The organism is Pseudomonas sp. GW456-E7, assembly GCF_059424105.1.
Genome location: NZ_JBWKZB010000023.1, coordinates 18,786 through 39,465, shown reverse-complemented (window position 1 = coordinate 39,465; position 20,680 = coordinate 18,786). Strand labels below are relative to the sequence as shown.

The following is a 20,680-nucleotide window of genomic DNA, read 5'->3' as shown; positions in this document are numbered from 1 at the left end:
TAGACGCGACAGTTTGCCGCGCCTAGTCTTAAAGCTGATCAAACCGTGGGTGATGCCATGAACACCAAGCGCCCTGCCTGCGCGGCGCCTGCCCTCGAAACGCCCGCGCCCGCCGCCAGCCAGACGTACAGCTACAGCAACTTTGAATACTTGGAATCGGACAGCACCGCGCTGGCCGAGGAAGTCGCGCTGGCGATTGCCTACAACGGCATCAGCCAGGCGGTCATGCTGGTAACGCCGACGGATCTGGAAGACTTCATTGTCGGCTTCAGCCTGGGCAGCGGCATCATCCAGGACGCCGCGGACATCTACGACCTGCAACTGACCGGCTCGGGCTCGGCGCAATACGCGCAAGTGACCATCGCCAATCGCGCCTTCTGGAACCTCAAGCAGCAGCGTCGGCAACTGGCCGGCACCAGCGGTTGCGGGCTGTGCGGCGTGGAAGCGGTCGAGCAGGCCTTGCCGGACCTTCAGGTATTGCCCGGTGCCCCGCTGCCACCCGTTGAATGGCTCGATGGCCTGCGCCAGCGCATCGGCGCCTTCCAGCCTTTGGGCCAGCATTGCGGTGCGGTGCACGCTGCGGTGTTCATGAACGATCAGGGTGAGTTGCTGATGGGCCGCGAAGACATAGGCCGACACAACGCCCTCGACAAGCTGATCGGTGCCCTTGTCCGCCAGAACATTCCGACCGCCGGCGGGCTGGCGATTGTCACCAGCCGCTGCAGTCTCGAGTTGATCCAGAAAGTCCTGCGCGCCGGCATCCAGACCCTGGTCAGCCTGTCGTCGCCCACGGGCCTTGCCGTGCAATGGGCTCGGCGCCACAACCTCAACCTCATCCATTTGCCACAGAAGAATGCGCCGCGGGTCTACAGCCCAACGTTGGAGAATCAAGCGTGAGTCAACACCGTCAAGCCGACCAGACCCCCGTCCCTCGCTACAAGCCCTACAAAGGTCCTGCCGGTGGCTGGGGCGCTCTGATCAGTGTGGCCCAGGCCTGGTTGACCAGCGACAACGCACTGAAAAACCTGCGCATCATGCTCAAGACCAACCAGAACGGTGGCTTCGACTGCCCGGGTTGCGCCTGGGGCGATTCTCCGGAAAAGGGCATGGTGATGTTCTGCGAGAACGGCGCCAAGGCGGTGAACTGGGAAGCGACCAAGCGCCGTGTCGACGCCAAATTCTTCGCCAGACACAGCGTCACTTCGTTGCTGGAGCAGAGCGACTACTGGCTCGAATACCAGGGTCGCCTGACCGAGCCGATGAGCTACGACGCCGAAACGGACCGCTATAAACCGATCAGTTGGGACGACGCCTTCGCGCTGATCGCCAAACACCTGAACGGCTTGTCCAGCCCGGACCAGGCCGAGTTCTACACCTCGGGCCGTGCCAGCAACGAAGCGGCTTATTTGTATCAGCTGTTCGTGCGCGCCTACGGCACCAACAACTTCCCTGACTGTTCGAACATGTGCCACGAGGCCAGCGGTGTGGCGCTGTCGCAAAGTGTCGGCGTCGGCAAAGGCACCGTGACGTTCGACGATTTCGAACACGCCGATGCGATTTTCGTCTGGGGCCAGAACCCCGGCACCAACCACCCACGCATGCTCGAACCGCTGCGTGAAGCGGTGAAACGCGGTGCGCAAGTGGTGTGCATCAACCCGCTCAAGGAACGCGGCCTGGAACGTTTCCAGCACCCGCAGCACCCGATCGAAATGCTCACCAACGGCGACAAGCCGACCAACACCGCGTTCTTCCGCCCGGCCCTTGGCGGTGACATGGCGATCATGCGCGGCATGGCGAAATTTCTCTTGCTGTGGGAACGCGACGCACAGAAAACCGGCGCACCCGCGGTGTTCGACCATGACTTCCTCAATGAGCACAGCGCCAATGTGCTGGAGTACCTGGCGGCCATCGACGACACCCCCTGGGAGCAGATCGTCGAGCAGTCCGGCCTGACCCTGGTCGAGATCGAGCAAGCGGCGCGCATGTACGCCAAGGGCAAGAACGTCATCATGTGCTGGGCCATGGGTATCACCCAGCATCGCCATTCGGTGGCGACCATCCAGGAGATCGCCAACCTGATGCTGCTGCGCGGCAACGTTGGCCGCCCGGGTGCCGGCCTGTGCCCGGTGCGGGGTCACAGCAACGTGCAGGGCGACCGGACCATGGGCATCAACGAGCGTCCGCCGGCAACCTTTCTCGATGCCCTGGAACGCCGCTTCCAGTTCAAGGTGCCACGCCACAACGGCCACAACGTGGTCGAGGCGATTCATGCCATGGCCGAAGGCCGGGCGAAAGTCTTCATCGGCCTGGGCGGCAACTTCGCCCAGGCCACGCCGGACAGCCCGCGCACATTCCAGGCGTTGCAAAACTGTGACCTGACCGTGCAGATCAGCACCAAGCTCAACCGCAGCCATTTGACCCACGGCAAGGACGCGTTGATCCTGCCGTGCCTGGGCCGCACCGACATCGATATCCAGAACGAAGGCCCGCAAGCGATCACCGTCGAAGACTCGTTCAGCATGGTCCACGCCTCCAATGGCCAGTTGCAGCCACTGTCGAACCAGATGCGCTCGGAACCGGCGATCCTGGCCGGCATCGCTGCCGCGACCCTGGGCAGCCACCCGGTGGACTGGAACTGGCTGGTGGCCGACTACAGCCGCATCCGCGACCTCATCGCCGAGACCATTCCCGGTTTCAGCGACTTCAACGAGAAGGTCAAGAATCCCGGCGGTTTCTACCTGGGCAACAGTGCCGGCGCACGCAAGTGGAACACCGCCTCGGGCCGGGCCAATTTCCGCCCCAACGCACTGCCCAAAGACCTGGTGCACGAACGCACCCGCGCCACCGGTGTGCTGCCGGACCTGATCATGCAATCGATGCGCTCCCACGATCAGTACAACACCACGATCTACGGCCTGAATGACCGCTATCGCGGGGTGAAGGGACAACGCGACGTGTTGTTCGTCAACGAGGCCGACATCATTCGCCTGGGCTTCAAACCGGGGCAGAAAGCTGACATCGTTTCACTCTGGGACGATGGTGTTGAACGTCGGGTGAAAGGCTTCACCCTGCTGGCATTCGACATCCCGGCCGGGCAAGCGGCGGCGTACTACCCGGAAGTGAATCCGCTGGTGCCGCTGGAAAGTACCGGCGATGGCAGCCATACCCCGACATCGAAGTTCGTGGCGATCCGGTTGGAAGCGGCGAGCGAGACCGGGTTGATCATGGCCAGGTCTGCTTAACGCGTCGCCTGAGCCGGCCTCTTCGCGAGCAAGCCCGCTCCCACATTGAATCTCTGCCATACACAAAATTTGTGTTCGCTGAAGATCCAATGTGGGAGCGGGCTTGCTCGCGAAGACGGTAGATCAAGCAACAATTTTTTCGGATCCAGCACTTTTCAATCGCCCACAAAAAAGGCCGTTCCCTCATGGAAACGGCCTTTGCGAAGTAGTAAAAGACCGGCAAAAAAACGTTAAGTTCCGCCCAAAAAACAGTAACTTGCAATATTGTATACAAGTCGTGTTATTCGTCGGATTTCGATTGTCACGCCCATTCCAGAGCCTCAGGATCGCGCCGTCATCCCCTTGAGGTTCCTCCATGAAGTTCTCCTCGATTCTCTTGTTGTCCCTTGGCCTGGTCAGCGGTTTCGCGTCTGCTGGCGGCACCACCGAAGCCGGTGTAGGCGGCGCATTGGGCGGGGTTCTAGGCTCGGTCGTCGGTCAGTCGTTAGGCGGCAGCACAGGTTCCACCATCGGCGCGGCCCTGGGTGGCGCGGGTGGTAGTGCCGTCGGCGCAAACAAACACAGCCGTGGCGAAGCGGCCATTGGCGGTGCGTTGGGTGCAGCGGGCGGTAACGTGGTCGGCCGCAGCGTGGGCGGCACCACCGGCAGCCTGATCGGCGCCGCAGCAGGTGGCGGTGCCGGTGGCGCGCTGGGTAACTACATGGGCAAAGAGTACGATAATGATGACGACGACGATCGTCGTTCGTATCGCGGCCATGGTGATCGTCGTTACTACCGTGACGGCCATCCGGGCCGCGGCCATGCCTATGGCCATCGCAAGCACCACCACAAGCATTACCGCGACTAAGGCCGCGAGCGCCTCGCTGATCAGTACAACAAAAATCGCAGCCCAAGGGCTGCGATTTCTTTTGCCTTACTGAACCACCAGACGCTCCAGCGCCCCGCGTAACCCGGCAGGAATCGCCACGGGTTGATTCGACGCACGATCGACAAACACATGCACGAAGCGCCCAGCCGCACAGGCTTCATCCTCGCCTTGCTTGAACACGGCCAGTTCGTATTGCACCGAACTGTTGCCCAACTTGCCCACGCGTAGACCGATCTCGATACGGTCCGGGAACGCGATGGAAGCAAAGTAATCACAGGAGGAGCTCACCACGAACCCCACCACCTCACCGTCATGGATATTCAGGCCGCCGACTTCAATCAGGTAAGTGTTCACCGCCGTATCGAAGAAGCTGTAATAGGTGACGTTGTTGACGTGACCGTAGGCATCGTTGTCGTGCCAACGGGTGGTGATGGGCTGGAAGTGGGGGTAATCGGTGCGTTGGGGCATCAGCGTTGCATCCTGGAATGGGTTCACCAAGTCTAAGGTGAAAACCGCGTTATCGTTCTTCGCGAGCAAGCCCGCTCCCACAATTGATCTTCGGTGAACACAAATTTTGTGTACGACCGATATCCAGTGTGGGAGCGGGCTTGCTCGCGAAGGCGCCCTTGCAGGCGCCACATCAATCACTTGTCAGCAAACCCCTTGCCCGCCGCCGCCAACTCGCCAATCAACCGCGCCGGGTTCCAGTGATCGCCCTGACGCGTCTCAAGGTCGATCAGGCGCCGATGGATATCCGCCAGCCCTTGTTGATCCGCCCAGGCCATCGGCCCACCCTTGTCCGCCGGGAAACCGTAACCATTGAGGTACACCAGATCGATATCCCGAGCCGATCCGGCAATGCCTTCCTGCAGGATCTTCGCGCCTTCGTTGACCAATGCCAGCAAGCAGCGCTCGAGAATTTCCTCCGGGCCGATCTCGCGACGCTGAAACCCCAGCTCTTCACTGACTTGAAGCACCAGAGCATCGACCTGCGGATCGTGCTCGGCCTGACGGCTGCCCGGTTCATAGTGGTAAAAACCGTTGCCATTCTTTTGGCCGAAACGTTCCATCTCGCACAGTCGGTTATCCACCTGAACTTCAGGCGCGTCCTGCCCGACACCGGACAGTTGCCGCGCTCGCCACTGCAGGTCGACGCCCACCACGTCGAACATGCGGAACGGCCCCATGGCGAAACCGAACCCTTGCAGCGCTGCGTCCACCTGGTAGGGATAAGCCCCTTCCAGCAGCATTTTCCGCGCCTCAAGCACATAGGTATTGAGCATGCGGTTGCCGATGAAACCGTCGCAATTGCCCGCCACCACACTGACCTTGCCCATGCGCTGGCCGAGCGCCAGCGCCGCGTCGAGGACTGCTGGAGCAGTCTGTGCGCCACGGACGATTTCCAGCAGTTTCATGATGTGCGCCGGGCTGAAGAAATGCAGGCCCAGCACTTGCTGTGGCCGGCGTGTAACGGCCGCGATAGCGTCGATGTCCAGCGCCGAAGTATTGCTCGCCAGAATCGCCTCAGGTTTGAGCAGGCCATTGAGCTCACGGAAGATTTTCTGCTTGAGCTCAAGGTTTTCGTACACCGCTTCGATGACCAGGTCGACATCGCGGATGGCCACATAACCATCGGCCGCCGTTACGCGCGCGATACGGGCGTCGGCTTCTGCCTGATCAATGCGCCCCTGACGCACACTGTGGGCATAGGTGTCCGCCACGGTTGCCATTGCCTGTTCCAGCATTTGCGGATTGTTGTCGACCCACTGCACGGCCACCCCGGCGTTGGCCAGGCACATGACAATGCCACGGCCCATGGTGCCCGCGCCGATGACGGCGGCGCGCTGAATATTCGACGGTGTCTGGCTCATGTTTTGTTCTCTTGTTGGCGATCCGAAGACAGCCATCACCATAGTCAGCCACCGCGTTTTTTTGAAATTTATTCCTGTGATGAGCAACATTCAGCGGATGGATGAGCCCCTGATAACACCGCAAATCACTGTGGGAGCGAGCTTGCTCCGGGCGGCGTTCCGACGATAGCGATTTGTCAGTCACCATCACTGTTGAATGTGCCGGCCTCATCGCGAGCAAGCTCGCTCCCACAAGGGTTGTGGTTCAGCCTGCCAGATGCCGCTCGGCCCACCCGCGTACCCCGGCATACGGATAATCCTCCAGCGCCGCAAACCCGGGAATCGCCCGCGCCTTGAGTTTGGTGAACAGCGGCACGCTGATTCCGCACAGAAACCGCGTCACGCGTTCAGCCGAAGGCACGTTGCCCGTGTGCTGCTCGTGCCTGTGGATAAAGTCGCCACACAACGCCTCGAAATTTTTATCCACAAGCGCCGGCAACTCCGGTGGTGCCGGTAGCCGCGCGATCTGCCCATGACACACCGAACAATGACCACATTGCTGCGGAGCATTGTGGTCGCCGAAATACTCGGCCAGGCGATAGCCCAGGCAACGGTCGGTGGCGAACAGATCCAGCATCGCGTGAATCCGCGCGATCTCGGTGTGTTCATGCCGAGTGAAATAACGGTGCAGCTCTTCGCTCAACGCGGCGCTGTCGAACCCGCTTTGCAGCACGCTGTAGACCTCGGTCATCTGCTTGCTTTCGAGCTCCACCCAACCCTTCTCCTGGAAGTAGTCCAGCGCCTTGACCACCCGACTGCGCTCGGCCTGATGTTGCTCGTGCAACGTCTCGAAATTCACCGTAGCCCAGGTCCGGGCGCGGCTGGAGGTCTGGATGATCGCAGCGACAAAATCCCTGCGCTCGCCTTCAAAACGCGCCAACAGCGCCTCGGGCTCCTCCAGATACTTGAATCGATACTCGGCGTAGTAGGCGTAACGTGGGGCGATCAACCCGCGCAATTCAAGTTGCACCAGCAAGGTCTTGAGCGGCAATTGGCGAATATTGCTCTGATCCGCCAACGGCCCCAGCAGAAACTCCCACTGCCCTTCGGGTGCCGCAGCAAGCATCTCGTCCAGCACGCAACGGATGCCATCGAGCTCGGGGGTGTCGCCGTAGACGAAGTTCTCCAGCACGTTGAGGCTGTCGCGGTTGGCCAACACCAGGCAGTCCGACGGCTGCCCGTCACGCCCGGCGCGACCGATTTCCTGGCTGTAGTTTTCGATGGATTTAGGCAGGTCGAAATGCACCACATTGCGGATGTCGCTTTTGTCGATGCCCATGCCAAAGGCGATGGTGGCGACGATGCAATTGGACTGCCCGCCCATGAAGCGACGCTGGATCGCCTCCCGTTGTTCATGGGGCAAGCCGGCGTGATAGGCCTCGGCCTGAATGCCGTTGCGGTTCAGGTGTTCGGCGATGTGTTCCGCCGTTTTCTGCAGGGTGACGTAGACGATGCTCGGCTGGTCCGCACGCTGGCTCATCCACTCGACGAGGCGTCGGCGCTTGTCCACTCCACGAACCGGTTCCACCAGCAAATTGAGGTTCGGGCGATAGAAACCGGTGGTCACCACATCGTCGGCGGCGATGGCGAATTTCGCCTGCATGTCGGCGATGACCCTGGGGGTCGCCGTTGCGGTCAGCAGCAGCACCTGAGGGATATTGAACTGGCGTTGATAGTCGGGAAGCTTGAGGTAGTCCGGGCGAAAGTTGTGCCCCCATTCGGAGATGCAATGCGCCTCGTCCACCACCAGCAGCGAGATCGGTACTTGCTGCAGAAAATGTCGGAAGCGTTCGTTCTTCAGGCGTTCCACCGAGATCATCAGAATCTTCAGTTCGCCGGATTTTGCCCGAGCCATGACGTCGCTGGCGTCTTCGCGGCTCTGGGCCGAATCGATACTGCCCGCCGAGATGCCGTGGCGTTGCAGGAACGCCAGTTGATCCTGCATCAACGCCAGCAACGGCGAGACCACCAGCGTCAGGTGCGGCAGCAACAGCGCCGGCAATTGGTAGCAAAGGGACTTGCCGGAACCGGTGGGGAAAATCGCCGCCGCCGAACGCCCGGCCAACACGGCACTGACGGCCGCCTCCTGACCGGGTCGAAACTGTGGATAACCGAAAACCTGTTCCAGGGTGTTGTGCATAAGCTGTCACTCCATTGACCGCTGCGGAGTCAAAAGCCTAGCCGGCGATTGCAGCGAGTCGAGAAAAGGTCGGGGGCAAAAACGATACGGGATGATACAGCGTCCCGACCCAGCGATCCCTGGCCATAGGTTGAAACACAGAAGGCACTTTGCCCACTGATCTCGGCCTTCCGTCAGCCGGTATGGTTTACCGCCATCAACTTCCGCCAGGTGTCCATCATGCAGGAAGCGTGAGATACGCGGATCCTTATCAAGGAACGACCATGCCCCAAAAACACTTTTTTCCGCTGGCCTGCACGCTCGCACTTCCCCTTCTTTTGAACGGATGCCTGACCGTCCCGCAACAGCCTTCCCTGGACACGGCAGCCTTTGAAACGCCGGAGTATCAGGCCCAAAAAGGCCTGGCGATTGTCAACGCATCAAGTCTTTATGCCCGCGGCGGCACCGGCCAGGGTGTGGCTGTCGCACTGATCGATTCGGGTCTGAACAGCGGCCTGCCGGCGTTTCGAGGAAGGCTCCGTGATCCGGGTTTTGACCATGTCGAGAATCAGGTCGGCACTTTTGATCGGGTCGGCCACGGCACCCAGATGGCCGGCATCCTCGCAGCCAACAAGGATGACCAGGGCATGCACGGCGTCGCGTTCAACGCACAGCTGATCCCCTATCGCTTCGGCGACGATAACGAACCCTTTTTCTTCGACGGTGAAATAGCCCAGTCCTGGCAAGCAGGTTTCGACAAGGGCGCGCGCATCCTCAACAACTCGTGGGCCAACGCCATTCCTGCGACCGAAATCAACGAGGCGCGTTACAAGCAAGTCATGCCGCAATCACTGGTGACCGCGCGCAAACTGGTGGAGGACGGCGCCGTCTTTGTTTTCCCTACCGGCAATGAACTGAAACGAGAACCCTTGGCTGAACCCGGCTTGCCTGTCGCCATACCCGAACTGGAAAAAGGCTGGATCGCGGTGGTTGCGTTGAAAAACGACGGCAGCGCCATCAATGCCAAATCCAACTATTGTGGCGTGGCGGCAGCCTGGTGCATTGCTGTACCGGGTGGCGACTCCGGTGCAGGGCAAGGCCTGCTGACCACCAACAAGGATGGCACCTACACCCAGACGGCTGGCACCTCGCCTGCTGCCGCGCTGGTCAGCGGCGCATTGGCGGCACTGCAAAGTCGTTACCCCGAGATCACTGCGCAGCAAGTGCGCGAGCGTCTGCTGGCGACGGCGAACCGGACTGGCCTCTATGCCAACAGTGAAGCGTACGGTAGAGGCTTGATGGATCTGGAGGCAGCCTCGCGCCAAGCGCCAAAGGTCATGGCCGAGTAAGTCTGTATGGGTCGTTCGGCAGCGTCGAGACAACCTCGCCAGTCTGAACCACCCACACGACTCAGGTTCCTTGTGGAAGCGGCTTGCTTGGAAAGAGGCCAGCACAGCCACTGTAAAACTCGAAACACCCGACATTGTCCGAGGCACCTTCTACCGAGATTTACTGCGAAGCGACTGAGAACGCTGTAAGCATTTTTACTTTTCGCCATTTCACGTTGAAAACCCACCAACAACCTGTAGTCCCCTTCCTCCAAATATGACAAAACCCTTACAAAGCCTGTCGACCTCAGCCGTCTTGTCCCCCAACACCATCCGCTCCTATAGTTTCCTGCGCGGCTGAAAACAGTGTCTCGGCCTGCCGGGAACACTTGCCGATTTCGCAAAGGACGCACTCAATGAAAAACCCCGACTCACTGACAGCCCGCTACCACCCACTAAAGACCCGCTACAGCGAAACCCCGGTGCTGGTCATCGATACCGAGGCCGATCCCTACGAGATCCTCGACGCCGCCCGACAACGCATCCGCGCCGCCAGCGACCTGCTCGAAACCCTTTATTGCACCTGCTTCAAACAGGCCGAAGCGAGCGACATCCCCAATATCGTCAGCGCCCTGTACTTGCTGACCCAGGACGGCAACGACCTGCTCGACATCGCCCGCCAGCGCTTGCCGAAACACGTTGCTAGTCCCACCACAACTCCCTGTGGGAGCGGGCTTGCTCGCGAAAAACGATAACGCGGTCCACTGTGGATAATGCCGTCAGCAACAACCTATAAAAGCTTCGGCAAGGTCCTACAAAACAAGACACCTTGTCGGCTATCGATGACCAGTCACTCAATCCTATAGTCCGGGCTGTCGCTGCCAAATCAGCGACTCGGGTTTGGTCACCTGAAAATGAGAGAAAACTAATGCATGCGCTTGTATGCTGCCGACATCTTTTTGTCGGCACGCTTTATGGCGGCTGTGTTTGGGACGCTTCGGCGTACCCGGGTTATCTCTCCCTGGTTTGACCAACCTGAACACAGTCCGCCTCCCATCGCTTGGTCACGATAGCGGCGGTTCATCGGCTACTAAAAGAGAAAATCCCTATGAACAAATGGAACCCGTTCACCAACGAACGCTATCTCCCACTCCACACCAACCTCACCGATTCCCCGCCCCTGATCATCGACACAGAAGCCAACCCCCAAGACATCCTCGAAGCCGCCCTCCAGCGCATCCGGGCTTCCAGCGATCTGCTCCGAACCCTGCACTGCCAAAGCTTCGACCAAGGCGACCTCGAAGACATCCCGCACATCACCCATGCGCTCTACCTGCTGACCCAGGACGGCTGCGACCTGCTCAAAGTCGCCCAGCAACGAATGCTCAACTGGAAAGCCCCGGTTTGACGTTGCGTGAAGATCAGTTCCCATGTTCTGCATGGGAACGATCAAAACAACAAAATCTGATCCAACGGACAAAAAGCATGGAAAGCCGTCATCGAGCGCAGGAGATAACCAAGAGCAAGTTTTTTAATGAACTAATGGAAAGCGTGCAACAGATGAACGAGATCCTGCGGGATGAACGTCAGCCGTCCCCGCGACCTGAAAACATTGCGCCCAGGAACGATCAAGTCAGTCGCGCCTTCCTCTCGCGCTCGGCAACCCATAAGATCCGCCCAAGCCCAACCGGACACCCCGCAATGAACCTCGCCCCCAACTTCCCGGACGACCACGTCATGCAACTGCTCATGCAGTTGCTGCACGAAGAACTCGGTCTGCCCGAACGCAAAACCATCAGCCTCAGCACCTCGATCAACTTCGACCTGGGCTGCAACGGTGCCGATGCGCAACATTTGATCGAAACCCTGGAAAACCACTTCACCATCGACTTCGTGGATTTCGACAGCTTTCGCTATTTCCAGCCCGACGGCTACGATGTATTTCTCAAGCGCAAAGCCAAGGGTCGCGGCGACAAAGTGCCATTGACCATTGGCATGCTCTACCGGGCCATCAAGGCCCAACACTGGGACACGCAGGCGCTGGAAAGCTTGTAACGTCCACGGCGCATAACGATAAGGAAATCGCGGGGACGTGTTGATGGGGGTTGTTGGCCGCCTTGCTGTGGGGCGGCACGGATTTTCTGGTGGGGCTCAATGCCCGCGCGGTGGGGTTCAAACGCGCCGTTTATTTCGGTCAGGCGCTGGGGCTTGTGCTGGTGTTGGTCGGGGCGTTTGTCCTGAATCTGAAAACCTGAAACGACGCGCACGAAAAAGGCCGCCCCGAGGGGCGGCATGGCGCCACAATAAAAATGTGTCGCGCCGATGAGATGGAGCACAACTGCGGGATACCAAATCAACCCGTATCATCAGTGCAAAGGTCGAACAACTTTGGCGAAAAGCAAAGAGTATTGCCCTCACTACTTATCGATACTTCATTCGACGTGTAATGACCAAGAGTTAAACATCATGAATCATCAACTCATGTAACGTAGGACTGCCGCACTAGAATGACCTTGATAATTAACAGCGCCGCTAACGAGAATTAATCCATCCTCTTGGATCCTGGTACACCGCCCATGACCGACATCGGGGAACGAGATTATTCCGTCTAATTCATGACCAAATTCGACATCCGGCGTGCCATCTTCATGATAGCGACCCACAACCCCCAGCTCCCCGCTCGGGCTATACCAAGTTCCAACCACAACTATTTTATTATCTTTTATTTGCACGGCACCTGAATAAAATTCAAGCTCATATTTTTTTACAATAACTTCATAGATTTCAGGACTGCCATCCTCTCCAAGCCTTACTATTACTGCATCCGATGGAGTACCACCGCCGAGATGAGGTGGAGGCGTTCTTCCAAAGCCATAAATTTTCCCAGTTGGAAGAATAGTGACCCCCAAAATTTCTAACTCTTTGATGTGCTCAAGTACAAAAAAACCTTTTTCTTTAAAGCTCTCGTCCTTGAAGCCACTCATATCGTAACGTGCAAAAATTCCAGCTGAAATCTTTTCTTGGCCTTCTTCTGCCACCTTGGTGCAATAACCAGACACAACAAGTTTTTCACTCCCCCTCGTTTCCTGGATACCTAACCCCGTAACTCGCATCATTCGCCAAGGTTCAGGCGCAGTAATATCTATGAAACCTTTCCCTTGAAAACTGAGGTCGAGATCTCCATTGGCTTTAAGGCGAATAAGCTGATGCCGATTCCCCATTCGATTAGTATGGACCAGCAAAATCTTGCCATCCGCCAACAAAACCATGTTCGATTGACCGAAGGCGCCTGATGACCTGACACTACTTTCAGGTACGGATACTTCCTTACCAACTTCATGATCTTTAGAAGGATCAAGAATTTTTACTCCATTTCCCCCAAAGTCTTTATCAAGACTTCCGTCCATATTGAATCTTGCTAACGCTGCAAACCGATAATCAAAATCTCCCGAGATTACAATTTTTCCATTCTTTTGCACTGCTACACTGAATACTTGCGAATCAAAACCAGGTGAGAATTCACCGGTAATTACACCACCCCCAAAAGATGCATCAAGCTTACCACCCTCTGTAAGGCGTGCTAAAAAGTACTTCTTCAACTCCCCAGCCCTTACTCGAGTCGTGCCGGCGACATAAACAAAATGTTGATACCCGTCCCCCCCTTCCGCCATAGCGTTTAAATATCCATCTATCTGAAGATTGCAAATACCCTTTTCACCATAACTTTGATCAAGTTCACCTGGGTGCTTCATTAAATCCGTCATTATGATATCTCCATTTTTACGCCACCCAGAAAATGGGTGACCATAAAATTAGAGACGTAAACACAGATCAGCGTCTACTGTAAGTTCTAACAGCAAACAAGATCAGATGGCGATTATGGAAGGTTCAAAATGTAATAAGCGCCCTACCAGAGAGCGAATAAGACATTAATAATTCAGACATAAAAAAAACGCTCAATGATGCATTGAGCGTTTTTTTAATTGTTTGCCCCTTTGCGGAGCAATACTAGACAGCCAAGTTAAATCTTTGGACCCGCCGCCTTGATCGCGTCGCTCACTTCGAACTTCTTGAAGTTCTCGATGAACAGGCCGGCCAGTGCTTTGGCGGCTTCGTCGTAGGATGGCTTGTCGGCCCAGGTGTTGCGTGGGTTCAGCAGGCCAGTCTCAACGCCCGGTACGGCCAGTGGCACGTCGAGGTTGATGGTGTCCAGGTGCTCGGTCGCGGTACCGATCAGCGCGCCGCTCTGGATCGCTGCGATCACTGCACGGGTGGTCGGGATGTTGAAGCGTTTGCCGACGCCGTAGCCACCGCCGGTCCAGCCGGTGTTGACCAGGTAGACCTTGGAGCCGAAGCCGCGGATGCGCTTGATCAGCAGTTCAGCGTATTCGCCGGCCGGACGCGGGAAGAACGGTGCGCCGAAGCAGGTGGAGAAGGTCGACTTGATGCCGCTGCCCGAACCCATTTCAGTCGAGCCCACCAGTGCGGTGTAGCCGGACAGGAAGTGGTAGGCCGCTTGTTCTTCGTTGAGGATCGACACTGGCGGCAGCACGCCGGTCAGGTCGCAGGTCAGGAAGATCACAGCGTTCGGCTCGCCACCGAGGTTCTTCTCGGAACGCTTGGCAACGTGCTCCAGCGGGTAGGCGGCGCGGCTGTTCTGGGTCAGGCTGACATCGGCGTAGTCGGCGTGCTTGGCATCGTCGATAACGACGTTTTCCAATACCGCGCCGTGCTTGATGGCTTTCCAGATAACCGGCTCGTTCTTCTCGGACAGGTCGATGCACTTGGCATAGCAACCGCCTTCGATGTTGAACACCACGCCTTCGCCCCAGCCGTGTTCGTCGTCACCGATCAGGTAACGGCTTTCGTCGGCGGACAGGGTGGTCTTGCCAGTGCCGGACAGACCGAAGAACAGGGTCACGTCGCCTTCTTCGCCGATGTTGGCGGCGCAGTGCATTGGCAGTACGTCGGCAGCCGGCAGCAGGAAGTTCTGCACCGAGAACATGGCTTTCTTCATCTCACCGGCGTAACGCATGCCGGCGATCAGCACTTTCTTCTGTGCGAAGTTGATGATCACGCAGCCGTCGGAGTTGGTGCCGTCACGCTCTGGCACGCATTCGAAGTTGGCAACGTTGAGGACTTGCCACTCGTCACGACCCGCCGGGTTGTACTGAGCCGGGTTGATGAACAGGCAACGGCCGAACAGGTTCTGCCAGGCAGTCTGGGTGGTCATCTTCACGGCCAGGTAGTGCTCGGAAGCCGCACCTACATGCACGTGGGAAACGAAATGCTCTTGCGCGTTGTTGAAAGCTTCAACACGGTCCCACAGGGCGTCGAACTTGTCGGCCGGGAACTTGCGGTTGATCGGGCCCCAGGCGATGGCGCCTGTGGTGCTCGGCTCATCAACGATGAAACGATCGACTGGCGAACGGCCGGTACGGTGACCGGTACGAACAACCAGTGCGCCGGTATCGGCAAGCTCGCCTTCACCGCGATTGAGGGCTTCTTTAACCAGATCATCAACACTCAGATCGGTGTACACGGCATTGTTGGCTTGCGTCATGAGGTTCCCCGTCGGCCAGTGGCCGAGTGCTCCAAACGTTTTTGTAGTAGAAAGTCGTGCACTACTACCGCGAAAAAAGTGGGCCGGATTATGCCAGAAAAGCCCAAAAAAAGTAGGCCCCTCCTGTCGTAACGGCGTTAATCCGGCGGTAGCCAGTGAATTTACCTGCGCTGAACCGTTTTAGTGACGGGTATCTGACGGCGTCTCGATACCCGCGCCGGCGAACAATTGGGTGACATCGGCGGCATCGAACAGGTAGCGCTGGTTACAGAACTGGCAATCGATTTCGATGTTGCCACCGTGTTCGACCACCAATTGCTGCGCATCTTCCACACCCAGACTGACCAGCGCATTAGCCGAACGTTCGCGCGAGCAGCTGCAGCGGAAGCGCAACTTCTGCACATCGAACAGGCGCACCTGCTCGTCGTGGTACAGGCGATGCAGTACGGTTTCGTTGTCCAGGCCCAGCAGTTCATCGGCGGTCAGCGTGCCGCCCAGGGTGGTGAGGTGCTGCCAGCTGGCGGCGCGCTCGTCTTCGTCCTTCAAACGGTCGGCAGGCAGTTGTTGCAGCAACAGGCCACGGGCGCGACGGCCGTCGGCGTACAGCCAGAAACGCGTGCCGATTTGCTGGGACATGACGAAATAGTTGGTGAAGCATTCCGACAGGGTGGCGCCGTCGAGATCGACGATGCCCTGGTAACGCTGGCCCTGAGTCGGGTCGATGGTCAACGCCAGCACGCCGTCCGGCATCAGGTCGGCCAGGGTCGCGTCAGGTGCGATACGGTCCGCGTCGTAACGGGCCAGGCCACGGATGTCGCGCTCGCTGGAGCACTCGATCATCAGCAGCGGGATCGGGCCTTCGGAGCGGGCTTGCAGAATCAGCAAGCCATCGAACTTCATCGCGCCGACCAGCAACGATGCGGCCGCCATCAGCTCGCCGAGCAGTTGCGCGACCGGCTGCGGGTAGGCGTGTTTGGCCAGGACTTCGGCGTAGCTGAGCTCCAACGAGACCAGCTCGCCACGGGTGTCGCTGTCATCGAAGATGAAGCGTTGGGTGAAGTCGTTATCCGGTAGGTCAGTCATAAGTCTGGGTATCTGAATGGGTAACAATGGGTTACAACGGTGAAAATCGCGCGTTGGCAGCGCTGGTGGGTGCGCAAGCTCAGCCATGTCCGGCATTTTAGGAGCAATCCGCGGTTTGCTCCAAACAAGGGGGCGAAGCGCAAGCCTTGTCCTCAGATGCTACCGGCCTTTTGGTTATGGCCTATGGATCAGAGGCTGTGGTGATTTTCGACGAGTGGCTGTTTAACCGCTCGATGCGCCGCTGGCGAATCCCTCGATATGGATGCTGACCAGGGCAATTGCAAGTGCCTTTGAAAGATCGCAGCCTTCGGCAGCTCCTACATGGGGTTGCGCGGATCTCTGTAGGAGCTGCCGCAGGCTGCGATCTTTTAGCCATCGTTGCTGCTGCCACGAAACTTGAACAGGTCCCGTCGCTGTTTCTTGCTCGGTTTGCCATCGGTGCTCACGCCCAGGGCGCCTGCCTTGCGCTCGGCGGCGGCGCTTTCGCGCTTGGCGACGCTGGCTTCCGTTTCGGCGTACAGCATCTGCGCCTCCGGTGCGCCACGGCGAACGATCGACAACGCCTGGACCACCACCGTGCGCTCCTCGAAGCCGGTACGGATCACAAACTCGTCGCCGACCCGTGGTTCTTTACCCGGCTTGCAGCGTTCGCCCCGGCAATGCACTTTGCCGCTTTCAATCGCCGCCTTGGCCAGGGCGCGGGTCTTGTAGAATCGTGCAGCCCACAACCATTTATCGAGGCGGACTTTGTCGTCCTCTTCGTTTTTTTGTGCCATGGAATTTCCTCATTCTGAAATATTGGTGAACTGTACTACCGTTTCTGACGTACCAAGAATTTCACCGGCTCGGATTACAATACTGACATTCCATAACCTCCTTGCGAGGCTGGAAATCCGGGCCGTAGATATCTGTCGCCTTTTAATCATTATTCTGCGTGAATACCGCGAATCCGGCCGTATGCGGCCCGAGCGGTTTCTACCGGTTGAGCACTTTTGAAGACATTTGACCATTTGACCGTTGTCGGTCTGCGCGAGTGGGTGGCGCTCCCGGATTTGGGAGTCGCCGGCCTTCGGGCAAAAATCGACACCGGTGCCAGCACCTCAAGCCTCCACGCCACCGACATCGAGCTGTTCGAGCGCGATGGTGAGCAGTGGGTGCGTTTTACCGCCCACCTGGGTTCCGTCGTACAACTACGCCACCGGCGCTGCGAAGCACCGTTGGTGACGATGAAAACCATTAAAAGCTCAAACGGTCACGCGCAGGTGCGATACGTGATCAGCACCACCCTGGCCCTCGGTGATCGGGTCTGGCGGGTCGAGTTCACGCTCGCCTGCCGCAAGTCCATGCGTTATCGCCTGCTGCTCGGCTCCAAAGCCCTGATCCACGGCCAGTTGGTGGTCAATCCGGGCATCAAGTATGTACAAGACAAGCCGGTGTTCCCGGTATCTACCTCCTCCACAGGTGTTGCATGAAGATCGCTGTGCTGTCGCGGAACCCGCGTCTGTATTCCACCCGCCGCCTGGTTGAAGCCGGTACTGAACGCGGCCATGAAATGGTGGTGGTCGATACCCTGCGCGCCTACATGAACATCGCCAGCCACAAGCCGCAGATCCACTACCGCGGCAAGCCGCTGGAAGGTTTCGATGCGGTGATTCCACGGATCGGTGCGTCCGTGACCTTTTATGGCTGCGCCGTGCTGCGCCAGTTCGAAATGATGGGGGTGTTCCCGCTCAACGAATCGGTGGCCATTGCCCGCTCGCGGGACAAGCTGCGTTCGCTGCAATTGCTGTCCCGTCGCGGGATCGGCTTGCCGGTGACCGGGTTTGCCCACTCCCCCGATGACATTCCCGACCTGATCGAAATGGTCAACGGCGCGCCGCTGGTGATCAAGGTGCTGGAAGGCACCCAAGGCATCGGCGTGGTGCTGTGCGAAACCGCGACCGCCGCTGAGTCGGTGATCGAGGCGTTCATGGGCCTCAAGCAGAACATCATGGTCCAGGAGTACATCAAGGAAGCCGGTGGTGCGGACATTCGCTGCTTTGTCGTCGGGGACAAGGTGATTGCGGCGATGAAGCGCCAGGCCAAACCCGGCGAGTTTCGCTCCAACCTGCATCGTGGCGGCAGCGCGAGCCTGATCAAGATCACGCCGGAAGAGCGCATGACGGCGTTGCGCGCAGCCAAGGTCATGGGGCTGGCGGTGGCGGGCGTGGACATCCTGCGCTCCAATCACGGGCCGCTGGTGATGGAAGTGAACTCGTCGCCAGGGCTGGAAGGGATCGAGACCACCACTGGCAAGAATGTGGCGGGGATCATCATTGAGCATCTGGAGAAGAATGGCGGGCCGAATATGACGCGGACCAAAGGCAAGGGTTAAAGCAAAAGATCGCAGCCTGCGGCAACATCAACCCCAACGGCAAGCGCACCCGCGCTTCCAGTCCACCGCCCGAGCGGTTACGCAGCTCAACGTTACCGCCATGCATCGAAGCAATACGCTTGACGATTGCCAGCCCCAACCCGGTGCCCTTGCCACCCCGGGCACGATCGCCACGGGTGAACGGGTTGAAGATCGCTTCCAGTTCCGACGGATCGATCCCGGCACCACGGTCCATGACACTCAGCACCACGTACGGTGCGCTCACATCCCCAGACACGTACGCCGCCACCTCCACGCCGCTGCCGGCATGATGCAACGCATTGCCGATCAGGTTGTTCAACAGTCGCTTCATCGACACACGACGCAATGGAAACGGCTGAATCGGCTCCAGGCGCAGCCGCACTTTCTCTTCATTCTGGTTGTAGGGCGCCGCGACTTCGCGGACCAGGTCGCTCAGGTCAACTTCTTCCACCGACTCGTCGCGCCCGTCACGAATGAACGCCAGGAACTGATCGAGAATCGCGTCCATGTCTTCGATATCGCGCACCATGTCGTCGGTCAGGTCGGTGCGATCGCCCATCAACTCCAGGGACAGACGCAAGCGGGTCAACGGCGTGCGCAAATCATGGGAAACCCCGGCCAGCATCAGCTCACGCTCGCGACCGGCCTGTTCGACGTCCTCGGCCATCTGGTTGAAGGCGCGGTAAACCTCGGTCATCTCACTGGGCGTATCGCTGATCGGCAGGCGCACGCTGCGCCCCTGGCCCAGTTGCCGCGCGGCATACACCAGACGTTTCAATGGTTGATTCAGCTGGCTGACGAAAATCCAGGCCGAAGCAGTGGAAAGCAGACCAATAGCGAGGAACCAGCCCAGTACGTTCCAGATTTTCTGGCCGCGCAACGGATGGGGATACAGCGGTACTTTCAGCCAACCATCGCCCAGACTTGGCGCCCGAACCCACAGCGCCGGTGGCGAATGCATGCGCAGCCGGACTTCAGTGTCGGCACCCAGCTCCGCCTGCATCTGCCGCTGGTAGATCTCGCTGTAAGGCCAGTGTTGTTCGCCTTCGGGCACACCGGCACCCACCACCCGGATCAGGGTCGCGGCCTCGGCGATCTTGTCGCGGTTTTCTTCATCGGCAGCCCAATAGGCGCGCAACGTCAGGGCGACACCGTGGCTGTACTGGCGGTCCACCAGCACGTCTTCGTTCATCAGCAGATAAACCAGGGTCAGCGCCTTGGAGAAGAGAACGACGATGAGCACCAGCCAAAGGGTGCGGGAGAAGAAGCTCTGGGGGAACCAAACGGGGGTTTTCATGGATAACCGTTAAACACTTGCAGGAAAGAGCGATGCTCGCATATTGCGGTTTGCGAGTCTGCGGACAGGATCGATTGATCCGGTGTCCGCATGACCCGCTCCTACACATCGCCAATCACTTGGTGGCGGTACCATCCGGAACAAACACATAACCCACGCCCCAGACAGTCTGGATGTAACGCGGTTTGGACGGATCGGGCTCGATCATCCGGCGCAGGCGGGAGATCTGCACGTCAATGGAGCGCTCCAGGGCATCCCACTCGCGGCCACGGGCCAGGTTCATCAGTTTGTCGCGGGTCAGCGGCTGACGCGCGTTCATCACCAGGGCCTTGAGTACCGCGAACTCACCGGTGGTGAGCATGTGCACTTCTTCGCCGCGCTTGAGCTCGCGGGTGGCCAGGGACAGCTCGTAGTCACCGAAGGTCACGCTTTCGTCTTCGCTGCCCGGGGCGCCTGGCACCGGCGCCGACTGGCGACGCAGTACCGCCTTGACGCGAGCCATCAGCTCATCCGGGTTGAACGGCTTGGCCAGGTAATCGTCGGCGCCCAGTTCCAGGCCCTTGATGCGGCTCAGCTCGTCGCCCTTGGCGGTGAGCATGATGATTGGAATCTGGTTGTTCGCGTTGCGCAGGCGGCGGCAGGCGGTCAGGCCGTCTTCGCCGGGCAACATCAGGTCGAGGACGACCAGGTTGAACACTTCGCGCGCCAGCAGGCGATCCATTTGCTCGGTGTTCGGTACGGCGCGGGCGCGGTAGCCCTTGCTGACGAAAAAACGTTCCAGCAGGCTGCTCAGCCCCGGATCGTCGTCAACGATAAGAATTTTCTCGCCTTCAGCAGTTTGTGCAGTGCTGCTCATTGGATGCTCCTTTGATCTC

17 protein-coding genes and 2 pseudogenes are annotated in these 20,680 nt (G+C 58.7%); 10 read left to right on the top strand and 9 right to left on the bottom strand.

What is annotated here, in order from left to right; all coding sequences use genetic code 11:
• Positions 1 to 57: 57 nt before the first annotated feature.
• The 3 genes from fdhD to AC07YV_RS16235 all read left to right on the top strand — a co-directional run bounded on the left by fdhD (position 58) and on the right by AC07YV_RS16235 (position 4,089).
• The gene (gene fdhD, locus AC07YV_RS16245) at positions 58 to 897 is read left to right on the top strand and encodes a formate dehydrogenase accessory sulfurtransferase FdhD (protein ID WP_102700236.1); all 840 of its coding nucleotides are present in this window, start codon (positions 58 to 60) and stop codon (positions 895 to 897) included.
• Positions 894 to 3,242 (top strand): FdhF/YdeP family oxidoreductase, encoded by a 2,349-nt coding sequence (locus tag AC07YV_RS16240; RefSeq protein ID WP_494990324.1) that lies wholly within the window; start codon positions 894 to 896, stop codon positions 3,240 to 3,242. Before fdhD ends, AC07YV_RS16240 begins: the two co-directional genes overlap by 4 nt.
• 355 nt (positions 3,243 to 3,597) lie before the next feature.
• A complete protein-coding gene (locus AC07YV_RS16235) occupies positions 3,598 to 4,089 on the top strand; it encodes a glycine zipper domain-containing protein (RefSeq protein WP_102700234.1) in 492 nt (163 codons plus the stop codon).
• 66 nt (positions 4,090 to 4,155) lie between these two features.
• On the opposite strand, the gene AC07YV_RS16230 is transcribed toward AC07YV_RS16235, so the two are convergent.
• The 3 genes from AC07YV_RS16230 to AC07YV_RS16220 all read right to left on the bottom strand — a co-directional run bounded on the left by AC07YV_RS16230 (position 4,156) and on the right by AC07YV_RS16220 (position 8,160).
• A complete protein-coding gene (locus AC07YV_RS16230) occupies positions 4,156 to 4,578 on the bottom strand; it encodes an acyl-CoA thioesterase (protein WP_102700233.1) in 423 nt (140 codons plus the stop codon).
• Between the two features lie 176 nt (positions 4,579 to 4,754).
• Positions 4,755 to 5,981 (bottom strand): 3-hydroxyacyl-CoA dehydrogenase, encoded by a 1,227-nt coding sequence (locus tag AC07YV_RS16225; RefSeq protein ID WP_102700232.1) that lies wholly within the window; start codon positions 5,979 to 5,981, stop codon positions 4,755 to 4,757.
• Between the two features lie 244 nt (positions 5,982 to 6,225).
• Positions 6,226 to 8,160, bottom strand: coding sequence for a RecQ family ATP-dependent DNA helicase (locus tag AC07YV_RS16220; protein WP_102700231.1), 1,935 nt, complete (start codon positions 8,158 to 8,160; stop codon positions 6,226 to 6,228).
• A 263-nt stretch (positions 8,161 to 8,423) separates the two neighbouring features.
• Here AC07YV_RS16220 and AC07YV_RS16215 point away from each other — a divergent pair, with 263 nt between their 5' ends.
• The 5 genes and pseudogenes from AC07YV_RS16215 to AC07YV_RS16195 form a co-directional block, all read left to right on the top strand.
• Positions 8,424 to 9,488, top strand: a complete 1,065-nt coding sequence (locus AC07YV_RS16215) for a S8 family peptidase (protein WP_102700230.1) — start codon at positions 8,424 to 8,426, stop codon at positions 9,486 to 9,488.
• A 395-nt stretch (positions 9,489 to 9,883) separates the two neighbouring features.
• Complete coding sequence (locus tag AC07YV_RS16210; protein ID WP_015093028.1) at positions 9,884 to 10,222, top strand: hypothetical protein; 339 nt, start codon at positions 9,884 to 9,886, stop codon at positions 10,220 to 10,222.
• 353 nt (positions 10,223 to 10,575) lie between these two features.
• Complete coding sequence (locus tag AC07YV_RS16205) at positions 10,576 to 10,875, top strand: hypothetical protein (RefSeq protein ID WP_102700229.1); 300 nt, start codon at positions 10,576 to 10,578, stop codon at positions 10,873 to 10,875.
• Positions 10,876 to 11,168: 293 nt separating this feature from the next.
• On the top strand, positions 11,169 to 11,522 hold the full coding sequence (locus tag AC07YV_RS16200; RefSeq protein ID WP_102700279.1) for a DUF1493 family protein: 354 nt from the start codon (positions 11,169 to 11,171) through the stop codon (positions 11,520 to 11,522).
• Between the two features lie 50 nt (positions 11,523 to 11,572).
• A pseudogene (locus AC07YV_RS16195) lies at positions 11,573 to 11,707 on the top strand (EamA family transporter); the annotation flags it as partial.
• 234 nt (positions 11,708 to 11,941) lie between these two features.
• Here the strand turns inward: AC07YV_RS16195 and AC07YV_RS16190 are convergent.
• The 4 genes from AC07YV_RS16190 to AC07YV_RS16175 form a co-directional block, all read right to left on the bottom strand.
• On the bottom strand, positions 11,942 to 13,231 hold the full coding sequence (locus AC07YV_RS16190) for a delta-60 repeat domain-containing protein (RefSeq protein ID WP_102700228.1): 1,290 nt from the start codon (positions 13,229 to 13,231) through the stop codon (positions 11,942 to 11,944).
• A 257-nt stretch (positions 13,232 to 13,488) separates the two neighbouring features.
• Positions 13,489 to 15,030 carry a phosphoenolpyruvate carboxykinase gene (locus AC07YV_RS16185; protein ID WP_102700227.1) on the bottom strand — a complete coding sequence of 514 codons (1,542 nt, stop codon included), beginning with the start codon at positions 15,028 to 15,030 and terminating at the stop codon, positions 13,489 to 13,491.
• A gap of 180 nt (positions 15,031 to 15,210) precedes the next feature.
• Positions 15,211 to 16,113: an Hsp33 family molecular chaperone HslO gene (gene hslO / locus AC07YV_RS16180; protein WP_102700226.1), complete on the bottom strand. Its 903-nt coding sequence runs from the start codon at positions 16,111 to 16,113 to the stop codon at positions 15,211 to 15,213.
• Positions 16,114 to 16,481: 368 nt separating this feature from the next.
• Positions 16,482 to 16,889: an RNA-binding S4 domain-containing protein gene (locus AC07YV_RS16175; RefSeq protein WP_102700225.1), complete on the bottom strand. Its 408-nt coding sequence runs from the start codon at positions 16,887 to 16,889 to the stop codon at positions 16,482 to 16,484.
• A gap of 216 nt (positions 16,890 to 17,105) precedes the next feature.
• Here AC07YV_RS16175 and rimB point away from each other — a divergent pair, with 216 nt between their 5' ends.
• Both rimB and rimK read left to right on the top strand, forming a co-directional pair.
• Positions 17,106 to 17,585 carry a retropepsin-like aspartic endopeptidase RimB gene (rimB, locus tag AC07YV_RS16170; protein WP_007972870.1) on the top strand — a complete coding sequence of 160 codons (480 nt, stop codon included), beginning with the start codon at positions 17,106 to 17,108 and terminating at the stop codon, positions 17,583 to 17,585.
• Complete coding sequence (rimK, locus tag AC07YV_RS16165; RefSeq protein ID WP_007972871.1) at positions 17,582 to 18,487, top strand: 30S ribosomal protein S6--L-glutamate ligase; 906 nt, start codon at positions 17,582 to 17,584, stop codon at positions 18,485 to 18,487. The genes rimB and rimK overlap by 4 nt, the downstream gene beginning before the upstream one ends.
• A gap of 10 nt (positions 18,488 to 18,497) precedes the next feature.
• Here the strand turns inward: rimK and AC07YV_RS16160 are convergent.
• Positions 18,498 to 19,805 (bottom strand): annotated as a pseudogene (locus AC07YV_RS16160) (ATP-binding protein); the annotation flags it as partial.
• A gap of 115 nt (positions 19,806 to 19,920) precedes the next feature.
• On the bottom strand, positions 19,921 to 20,661 hold the full coding sequence (ompR, locus tag AC07YV_RS16155; RefSeq protein WP_007972873.1) for an osmolarity response regulator transcription factor OmpR: 741 nt from the start codon (positions 20,659 to 20,661) through the stop codon (positions 19,921 to 19,923).
• Positions 20,662 to 20,680 lie beyond the last annotated feature (19 nt).

Bases quoted from the DNA above. Each gene is read 5' to 3' on its own strand.
- AC07YV_RS16200 (WP_102700279.1), top strand. From the start codon at position 11,169: ATGAACCTCGCCCCCAACTTCCCGGACGACCACGTCATGCAACTGCTC.
- AC07YV_RS16230 (WP_102700233.1), bottom strand. From the start codon at position 4,578: ATGCCCCAACGCACCGATTACCCCCACTTCCAGCCCATCACCACCCGT.
- ompR (WP_007972873.1), bottom strand. From the start codon at position 20,661: ATGAGCAGCACTGCACAAACTGCTGAAGGCGAGAAAATTCTTATCGTT.
- AC07YV_RS16215 (WP_102700230.1), top strand. From the start codon at position 8,424: ATGCCCCAAAAACACTTTTTTCCGCTGGCCTGCACGCTCGCACTTCCC.
- AC07YV_RS16205 (WP_102700229.1), top strand. From the start codon at position 10,576: ATGAACAAATGGAACCCGTTCACCAACGAACGCTATCTCCCACTCCAC.
- AC07YV_RS16225 (WP_102700232.1), bottom strand. From the start codon at position 5,981: ATGAGCCAGACACCGTCGAATATTCAGCGCGCCGCCGTCATCGGCGCG.
- rimK (WP_007972871.1), top strand. From the start codon at position 17,582: ATGAAGATCGCTGTGCTGTCGCGGAACCCGCGTCTGTATTCCACCCGC.
- hslO (WP_102700226.1), bottom strand. From the start codon at position 16,113: ATGACTGACCTACCGGATAACGACTTCACCCAACGCTTCATCTTCGAT.
- AC07YV_RS16185 (WP_102700227.1), bottom strand. From the start codon at position 15,030: ATGACGCAAGCCAACAATGCCGTGTACACCGATCTGAGTGTTGATGAT.
- fdhD (WP_102700236.1), top strand. From the start codon at position 58: ATGAACACCAAGCGCCCTGCCTGCGCGGCGCCTGCCCTCGAAACGCCC.
- AC07YV_RS16220 (WP_102700231.1), bottom strand. From the start codon at position 8,160: ATGCACAACACCCTGGAACAGGTTTTCGGTTATCCACAGTTTCGACCC.
- AC07YV_RS16175 (WP_102700225.1), bottom strand. From the start codon at position 16,889: ATGGCACAAAAAAACGAAGAGGACGACAAAGTCCGCCTCGATAAATGG.
- AC07YV_RS16210 (WP_015093028.1), top strand. From the start codon at position 9,884: ATGAAAAACCCCGACTCACTGACAGCCCGCTACCACCCACTAAAGACC.
- AC07YV_RS16235 (WP_102700234.1), top strand. From the start codon at position 3,598: ATGAAGTTCTCCTCGATTCTCTTGTTGTCCCTTGGCCTGGTCAGCGGT.
- AC07YV_RS16190 (WP_102700228.1), bottom strand. From the start codon at position 13,231: ATGACGGATTTAATGAAGCACCCAGGTGAACTTGATCAAAGTTATGGT.